Raw genomic sequence first — 5,681 nt, 5'->3', positions numbered from 1 at the left:
TCCCTCCTTCTCCGCCATTGGCCCGTTGGTCAAGTGGTTAAGACACCGCCCTTTCACGGCGGTAACACGGGTTCGAATCCCGTACGGGTCATACTAAAATACAGTAGATGTAATTTACATCTACTGTATTTTTTTTGTACAAAGATAGCTTTTAAGATTCTACTAATTGTCTTACTCGATTATGATTAGTTGAAATATATTTGAACATTACTACATATTCTCATTAGAGAACTTAAGCAACTATAAGAAAACGTCTACTCATTTTGGGTAGACGTTTTGCTCTTTACGCTCTTAATAGCATTTGTTCAAGCGAGCTACGTGCTTCTTCAGCAGTGTGAGCATCTACTTGAATACGATTATGTGGTTGCCCCTTTTGTATACTTTCTAAAGACCAAAGTAGATGGGGAAGGTCAATACGATTCATTGTAAGACAAGGACAGAAATTTTCATTTAAAGAGATAATCTGCTTATCAGGGTGCTGCTTGATCAGACGATTGACGAGATTCATTTCAGTACCGATTGCCCATGCAGAATCACTTGGTGCTTTATTAATCGTATCAATAATGTATTTTGTAGAACCTACATCATCTGCAGCAGCAACAACTTCACGACTACATTCAGGATGAACAATGATCCGCATATTTGGATGAGCTTTACGTATAAGCTCCGTATGCTGAACCGAAAAGCCTTCGTGTACAGAGCAGTGTCCCTTCCATAAGATAACTTGAATGTTTTCTGGGGACTGATCCGTTTCAAGCTTATTTGTATGGGGATTCCAAACGGCCATATTTTCAAGCGGTATTCCTAAATCGTACGCAGTATTTCTACCTAAATGTTGATCGGGTAAAAAGAAAATACGTTGTTTTTGCGTAAATGCCCATTCAACCATTTCTTTTGCATTGGATGATGTTACGCATGCTCCACCATGTCGCCCCGTAAATGCTTTAATGGCAGCAGTAGAATTAACATATGTTAGAGGGATAATGGTATCACCAAAAAGCTCCTGTAAAATTGGCCATGCTTGTTCTGTTTGATAAATGTCTGCCATATCTGCCATTGAACAGCCTGCACGCATATCAGGTAAGTATACATGCTGCTGTTTAGTTGTAAGCATATCAGCTGTTTCAGCCATAAAGTGTACGCCACAAAATACTATATGTTCAGCTTCCGTATTAGCTGCTGATATTTGAGCAAGTTGCAAGGAATCCCCTGTTGCATCGGCAAATTGAATCACTTCATCTTTTTGATAGTGATGCCCAGGAATGAAGAGCTTACTACCTAGTTCCTTTTTTATGGCTAGAATGCGAGATTCCATGTCATTTTTAGATAAAGCACGATAATGCTCGGGTAGTAGTGACATTTGTTGAAATAGATTAGTGATGGACAATGAAACTAGCTCCTTTCGGTTTTACAAGTGCACTAATATCAAAAGCTTTTACTGAATGTGTTAGCGCTCCTAGTGAAATCCATTGAATACCTGTTATCGCATAGCTATTTAAGTTTTGAAGTGTAATGCCGCCCGAAGCTTCTGTAGCGATATGTGGAGGAACAGCAGGAAGCCATTCACGTATTTCTTTAGGGCTACGATTATCAAACATAATGATATCTGCACCAGCTGCAATTGCTTCATCTAATTGTGCTTTTGTTTCGATTTCGACTTCGATCTTAATAGTGTGACCGATTTTCTCACGGGCAGCCTGTACTGCATTAGTAATACTACCCGCAAAAGCAATATGATTATCCTTTAGCATGATCGCATCGAATAAACCATTGCGATGATTATAGGCACCACCGATTCTAACAGCGTATTTATCTAACATACGCAATCCAGGCATCGTTTTGCGCGTATCGCATATTTTCGCATTAGTACCTGCAGTTTCTCGCACCGCTAAATTTGTCGTTGTGGCAATAGCAGACATACGCTGGATAAGATTCAAAATTACACGCTCACCTATTAATAACTTTTGAAGAGGTCCTTGAATAACAGCAAGAACATCACCAGCATTTACTTTTTCCCCATCTTTTTTATAAAGGGTAATATCCATCGATCGATCAAGTAGAAGAAATCCATGCTTAATGATGAGAGCTCCACAAAAAATGCCGTCTTCTTTCGCATAAAAAGAAAAAGATCCCTGTTGTTCAGGGGAAAATATTAATTCACTTGATAAATCGCCATCGCCTATATCCTCATTAAAAAATTGCTTTAACAATTCCTCGAGTTTGATGATATTCATATAATGAATTCCTCACTTTCATCTGTCCTTGTTGAAAAATAATCCAACGGTTTGCCCACTGGTTATCATTTTCTGGTTGATCAACGCGAATATGTGCTCCGCGAGTTTCTTTTCGTGTAATGGCTGCGAGCGCCATTAATGTAGCGACAATATGCATCATGTAAAGTTCAATTTCCTGTTGACTCAGGTCATTTAAATTAACATGAAGAAGTGATTGCAATGAGGGCAATTGTTGTATGAATTGTTGCATATCGATAGGATTTCGCACAATGCCTAATGTGTGCATCATCATTTGCCGTAATTGATCTTTTGTAAATAACGATGGCATTGTTTGTTGGTGATGTTTGTCACTAATCAAGAAATTCTTTTGTGTACAACCTGTTTGAATAATGTATTGGGCTGTTCTTTGTCCAAACGTAATTCCTTCTAATAGAGAGTTACTAGCTAAACGATTGGCGCCATGCACTCCTGTACAAGCAACTTCTCCAATTGCATAGAGATTAGGAATAGATGTCCTTCCTTTGTCATCAGCAACAACCCCGCCCATTAAGAAATGGCTACCTGGTGCTACAGGAATTAAGCCATCCTGTAACTTAACATTATTGTCAGAGCAAAGTTGAGTAATCGTAGGGAATCTTTCTTCAAAGTGCTCAATCTTTGTAATATCAAGAAATGTTTCCTGCCCAGCAGCACGTTTATGAAATAATGCATGTGCTGTAACATGGCGCGGTGCTAAGTCCAGCTGTTTATGTACGCCTTCCATTATAGGCTGACGATACGCATCTACAAATATTCCTCCGGCGCCACGAACAGCTTCAGAGACTAACCCTTTGGCCTGGCCTCCAGACCAAAGTAAGCTTGGATGGAATTGCATAAATTCCATATCACTGATGGCAGCTCCAGCACGATAGGCTAATGCGATCCCATCACCAGTATTCGTAGCAAAGTTAGACGTACAAGAATAAAGAGCACCTGCACCTCCTGTCGCGAGAATGACGTGGTGGGCAAGGTAGCGCTTCGTTCCCTTTGCGCCTTTTGTTAGAACACCAACACAATCCCCATTTGTGTTTAATAAGAGCTCATAAGCCATCTCATAGCAATTCACGACGATATTAGATGTGAGTTGATTGAGCAAATAATCAATCATTACTTGACCAGTACGATCACCGCCTGCATGTAAAATGCGATGATGACTATGTGCTCCCTCTAAGCCAAGAGCGGGGGACCCGTCAACTTGTCGATCAACTGGGAAGCCCTCATTTAAAAAATTACGCATAATTTCTGTGCCATTTTCTATTAGTACTTCAACATTCCTTCTTTCATGATGATATTCACCAGCAGTCAACGTATCAGTAATGTGAAGCTTTGGATGATCTTCTTGACTTGTAACGGCAGCAATACCGCCTTGAGCACGATAAGAACTACTCATTTTAACTGAACACTTTGTCACTAGCTGTACTTGAAAATGTTCTTCGAGAAGCCGAGCAGTTTGAAGTGCGGCAATACCACTACCAATAATAAGTACATCTGTCTTTACATCCATACATTTACCTTCTTTACAGTTGTCTTGACACTTATCTTTGCATAAAATAAAAAAGAAAACAAGACCGAATGAATTAGAAAGGAAGAATAAGATGATTTATATGGATTACGCTGCAACCGCTCCAATGACGCCAAAAGCCCTTAAAGCATATTGCGAGGTAGCAAAGCAGTATTATGGAAATAGTGCAAGCTTACATGACCTAGGAGGGCAAGCACATTATTTTGTTGAACAGGCAAGAGCTGTTGTAGCAAGGTCACTTGGAGTAAACAGTGATGGTGTCATTTTTACGGGAAGTGGCACGGAGGGCAATTTAATTGCGATTTTGTCATTAGCTTTTGCTTCAAATAAAGGGAAGCACATTATATCATCCCAAGCTGAACACACATCGGTACATGCGGCTTTAAATACACTTGAAAAAATGGGTTTTACGGTCACAAAGTTACCCTTACAGCAAGACGGTTGTATTCGTGTAGAGCAACTACGGGAAGCGATTCAAGAAGATACGGCTTTAATCACTATTCAGCATGTAAATTCAGAGATAGGTTCTATTCAACCTATAGAAGAAATTTCCAAAATTGCGAAACAAACAAATGTGCTTATGCACGTCGATTGTGTACAATCCTTTTGTAAACTCTCGTTAAAACAGCAAGTAGATGCTATTACTGTTTCAGCACATAAAATAGGTGGGCCAAAAGGGTGTGGTGCTATATATATGAATCCTGAGCTCCGTGTTCCTGCATTAGCTCCAGGTGTCACACATGAGCGCGGGCTAAGGGGAGGAACACTAGATACCCCAGCTATTGTCGCTTTTGCTACGGCGATTGAAGATTATCAATATGAGCGTCAGCATTATGCAGCATTACGTCAATACTTTAAGGAGAATTTACCAGAGACGTGTCAGCTCATTGAGTGTAAGAATCAATTGCCTAATATTTGTGGTGTGCTGATGAAAAGAGTAGAAGGGCAATACGTTTTGTTAAAATTAAATGAAGCGGGGATATGTATTTCTACAGGAAGCGCCTGTGATATTCATAGTGAATCTGGTACTAAAGCAATTTTATCTATGGGCTATTCTATGGAAGCGATTCGCCAATTTTTTAGAATATCCTTTGGTCCAGCAACGACATTTGAGGAAATTAATCGATTACAAAGGGCACTTTCAAGTCTTTAATGTTTGTCATGTGAAATATATTAAATGCTTTCTAAGCAATTAAATGAAAGGCTCAATAAATATTGAGGATAAGATTAAAACTGAAAAACTATGATTAAATAATTTTGAAATGATAATTTACGTATATGTTAAGTAGTCTATAAAAATAATCTTTGGTTAATATTTTTCTAAGTATACTTATTTTGGGTGGATTATTGGAGCGAAGAGCTACTCAAGTACTCCTGTCGTAGAGCATTGATTTTGGGGGAAGAAGTAGCTTGTAGCGAAAATTAGTGCCTTTTATTTATAAAATGGATATAAATAGTTGATTAATTCTCATCTATTAAATTAATAGTTTTCTTTTAATTAAACAATTGCTATAATAAATAGTAGAGTGATAATTTCTCTTACATAACAAAAAATATCTCTAAAAAGTAATAATTTCTTTTTTTTATAAAAAAGTATTGCACAATGCTAGAAAACGTTATACAATAATTCTTGTCTTGAAGGACAGGTAATAAACTTCAAAACGAAATACATAAAGGTTTCAACATACGAGTAGTTCGAGTAAGCGATGAAGCAAGGGAAGAACGTACTTAAGTACATGACTGACTGAACGACAGAGGCTAACGAAAAAATACGACGTATATCGAAAACTTAATAGTCTAGTGATGATGGCAAAGAGGTCACACCCGTTCCCATACCGAACACGGAAGTTAAGCTCTTTAGCGCCGATGGTAGTTGGGGGCTTCCC

The 5,681-nt window shown here is 38.6% G+C and carries 4 protein-coding genes, 1 tRNA gene and 1 rRNA gene; 3 read left to right on the top strand and 3 right to left on the bottom strand.

The genetic code is table 11. The annotated features are described in order from the left end of the window. The first annotated feature begins 19 nt into the window (after positions 1-19). A tRNA-Glu gene (locus ACQKN4_RS25250) sits at positions 20-91 on the top strand. A gap of 192 nt (positions 92-283) precedes the next feature. On the opposite strand, the gene nadA is transcribed toward ACQKN4_RS25250, so the two are convergent. The 3 genes from nadA to nadB are packed head-to-tail and all read right to left on the bottom strand — an operon-like array spanning position 284 to position 3,777. Further along, positions 284-1,387, bottom strand: a complete 1,104-nt coding sequence (gene nadA / locus ACQKN4_RS25245) for a quinolinate synthase NadA (protein ID WP_427485204.1) — start codon at positions 1,385-1,387, stop codon at positions 284-286. Further along, positions 1,374-2,234: a carboxylating nicotinate-nucleotide diphosphorylase gene (gene nadC, locus ACQKN4_RS25240; RefSeq protein ID WP_427485203.1), complete on the bottom strand. Its 861-nt coding sequence runs from the start codon at positions 2,232-2,234 to the stop codon at positions 1,374-1,376. Before nadC ends, nadA begins: the two co-directional genes overlap by 14 nt. Beyond that, a complete protein-coding gene (nadB, locus tag ACQKN4_RS25235; RefSeq protein ID WP_427485202.1) occupies positions 2,191-3,777 on the bottom strand; it encodes an L-aspartate oxidase in 1,587 nt (528 codons plus the stop codon). The genes nadC and nadB overlap by 44 nt, the downstream gene beginning before the upstream one ends. Positions 3,778-3,877: 100 nt before the next feature. On the opposite strand from nadB, the gene ACQKN4_RS25230 reads away from it, so the two are divergent. Then, positions 3,878-4,948 (top strand): cysteine desulfurase family protein, encoded by a 1,071-nt coding sequence (locus ACQKN4_RS25230; RefSeq protein WP_427485205.1) that lies wholly within the window; start codon positions 3,878-3,880, stop codon positions 4,946-4,948. 643 nt (positions 4,949-5,591) lie between these two features. Beyond that, positions 5,592-5,681: ribosomal RNA gene (gene rrf, locus ACQKN4_RS25225) — 5S ribosomal RNA — on the top strand; the annotation flags it as partial.

The organism is Lysinibacillus sp. NPDC093692 (genome assembly GCF_050280125.1).
In the GTDB taxonomy this organism is placed as follows: Bacteria; Bacillota; Bacilli; order Bacillales_A; family Planococcaceae; genus Lysinibacillus.
Note: the sequence above shows the minus strand (reverse complement) of the source record. Positions and strands in the feature narration are given on the sequence as shown.